4 protein-coding genes are annotated in these 2,648 nt (G+C 36.9%); 2 read left to right on the forward strand and 2 right to left on the reverse strand.

Features of this window, described 5'->3' with window-relative positions; genetic code table 11:
- On the reverse strand, positions 1–123 hold a 123-nt coding region (locus ACW6OJ_RS08050), incomplete at its 3' end, for a helix-turn-helix domain-containing protein (RefSeq protein WP_456096278.1).
- Positions 124–720: 597 nt separating this feature from the next.
- On the opposite strand from ACW6OJ_RS08050, the gene ACW6OJ_RS08055 reads away from it, so the two are divergent.
- Together ACW6OJ_RS08055 and ACW6OJ_RS08060 are read left to right on the forward strand one after the other, a co-directional pair.
- Entirely contained in the window at positions 721–1,026 is a 306-nt protein-coding gene (locus ACW6OJ_RS08055) for a type II toxin-antitoxin system RelB/DinJ family antitoxin (protein WP_456096275.1), read from the forward strand.
- Positions 1,023–1,355, forward strand: a complete 333-nt coding sequence (locus ACW6OJ_RS08060) for a type II toxin-antitoxin system RelE/ParE family toxin (RefSeq protein ID WP_456096276.1) — start codon at positions 1,023–1,025, stop codon at positions 1,353–1,355. Before ACW6OJ_RS08055 ends, ACW6OJ_RS08060 begins: the two co-directional genes overlap by 4 nt.
- Positions 1,356–1,532: 177 nt before the next feature.
- Here the strand turns inward: ACW6OJ_RS08060 and rlmD are convergent.
- A partial coding sequence (rlmD, locus tag ACW6OJ_RS08065; RefSeq protein ID WP_456096277.1) for a 23S rRNA (uracil(1939)-C(5))-methyltransferase RlmD occupies positions 1,533–2,648 on the reverse strand: 1,116 nt, incomplete at its 5' end.

Consider the following 2,648-nt stretch of genomic DNA (forward strand, 5'->3'; position numbering starts at 1 on the left):
TGGTATTTTCCAGCTTCTTCCTTCTTTATATGCCCCAAGAATTTTCCCCTCTGAACATAAAGTTCTTACCCTTCTATCTGAAACACCCCACTTTTCAGCAGCTTGTTTTACCGCAATGTACATAAATATCCCTCCAATCTATTTGTATTGTACTATTTTATCGGAATAATATCAACCATATCGGAATGATATTTTATGTTTTGCGGAATAATATAGGTCTCAGAACACTGCTTTACTTTAGACTTTTGTCTCCTTTTGTATATAATTCCAGTCTAGTGATTAATAGGCCATACTTTAACTTTGGCAACTTAATCAATTCGTCATATAATTTTTTAGTTTCCCTGCAAGGTATCAAGCTTAAATGTTCTAAGTTTTCAAGATTTGAAATATCAGGATAAAGGCCCCATTTAATATGTAATTTTTTAAGATTTACTGCTCATAAACAGCATTAAATAATTCTTGAGGCATCCTGGTAACAAATGTCAATTCTGTAAATGCGGTCTTATTATTTTTTAAAAAATCACACCATTTCTCTAATACTCTCTTCTTATCTTTTTCTGTCTTGTATTGGAGTGTAAAGCTATCTCCCAATTGGGTGCAATTTATGATTAATTCTTTTCCCCCTTGTAGTCAGATACCTCTACTTTGGTTTTGCTTGCATATGCTTGCATTTACATTTTATTTTTTGTATAATATAAGCAAGAAAGGAGCGTGACACTCATGGCAAATACAAATGCTGTTTATGCAAGAATTGACAAAAACTTAAAAGAAAATGCGGAAAGCATCTTAAGTCAGCTTGGAATTTCTCCATCCAGTGCAATACAGATGCTTTACAGTCAAATTGTTCTTCAAAAAGGTATGCCTTTTGAACTTCGCCTTCCGGCTAAAAAGCCTTTAGCTCTAGGTAATATGTCCAAAGAAGATCTAAACTTAGAACTTCAAAAAGGAATTGACTCTTTAAATGACGGAAAATCTTATAGTGCAGATGAAGTTGATAGCTACTTTTCAAAGGAATATGGCATATGAGCAAAACCTACAAAGTAATTTACTCGCCACAGGCACTTGAGGATTTAACCGAAATATATGAATATATTCGATTCACTTTACAGGCACGTATTGCAGCTGACAACCAATCATCCCGTATCAGAAAGATGATTCGCTCTCTTGATACATTACCAGCAAGACACTCTCATGTTGACTGGGAGCCTTGGGCTTCCATGAAAATATATAAAGTTTCGGTTGATAATTACATGATTTTTTATCGTGTTGATGAAGAGTTATCCATAGTTTCCATTATTCGTATTTTCTATTCAGGAAGAAACATTGAAGATATAGTCAAACATACAAATGATTAGTTAAAGAGGGCAGATTTCTGCCCTTTTTATAAATGAGTCTATGTAAAAAAGTCTGTAAAATTGTAAGTCCTTCTATGGTAAAATTGATTGTATAATATTTGTCCACGGGTAAAATAACCGTGGACAAATGGTGGACAACATATAGAAATTAAACCATTAAAAGTACTATAAATAGTCTTATTGCTTAATTAGAAGTGCTACACTTTCACAGTGAGGGCCTGATGGGAACATGTCCATCAACTTTAACTTGTCTAGCTTGTAGCCTCTAGATTCAAACTCAACCACATTTTCAACCAAGGACTTAGGATTACAGCTGACATAGACTATCTCACCTGCTCCAAATTCAGCTATATCCTTGACACCGTTAGCTAGGATACCTGCCCTCGGTGGGTCTACTATAATTAGGTCTGGTTTTTCGGGAAGAGAAGTTACTAGCTTGGCCACATCACCAGCTATAAATTCGCAGTTATCTAAGTTATTAAGCCCTGCATTCTGGTTGGCTGCAACTACAGCCTCTTCTACCAACTCTATACCGTAAACCTTCTTGGCTGTCTGGGCCATCAGCTGGCCTATAGTACCTGTACCACTGTATAGATCAAATACTACCTTGCCATCTCCCTTGTTACCAGCAAATTCTCTGGCAATTGTATATAGGACCTCTGCCCCCTTTGTATTTGTCTGGAAGAACGAGAAAGGTGATACCTTAAACCTCAAGCCTAGGACCTCTTCATAGAAGTAGTCCCTACCATGTAGGATTCTCAATTCATCGCACTTAACTGCATCTGCCAGACTGTCATTTATAGTATGTAGTACGCTTACTAGGTTATTTTCAAGGTCTAGGTCTAATAGGAAGTCTCTGTAGTCTTCCATCTTGTAGTCAAGCTGGGATGATGTAACTATATTTACCATTATTTCCCCAGTATTTTCGCCCCTCCTGACTACCAGGTGTCTAAGGTAACCCTGGTGGTTAAAGGACCTATAGTACGGTAGACCCTTCTCCTCAAAGTAGTCCCTTGTGCCTACCATTATCTTCCTAAAGTCCTCGTCTATTATCCTACAGTCATCAACTGTAACTATGTCTATAAACCTTCCAACCTTGTGCATACCAAGTGATAGGGGACCATCCTTGTATTCATCTCCAAAGGTAAATTCCATCTTGTTCCTATAGGCATACTGGCTAGGACTACCCTGAATTCCCAAAAATTCATAGTCCTTAATACCAGCCTTGTCGAATAGGTCTAGTATTTGATCTTTTTTTATTTCTAATTGCTTTTCGTAGGGAATGGATAGGAT

Source organism: Peptostreptococcus sp. (assembly GCF_977045075.1).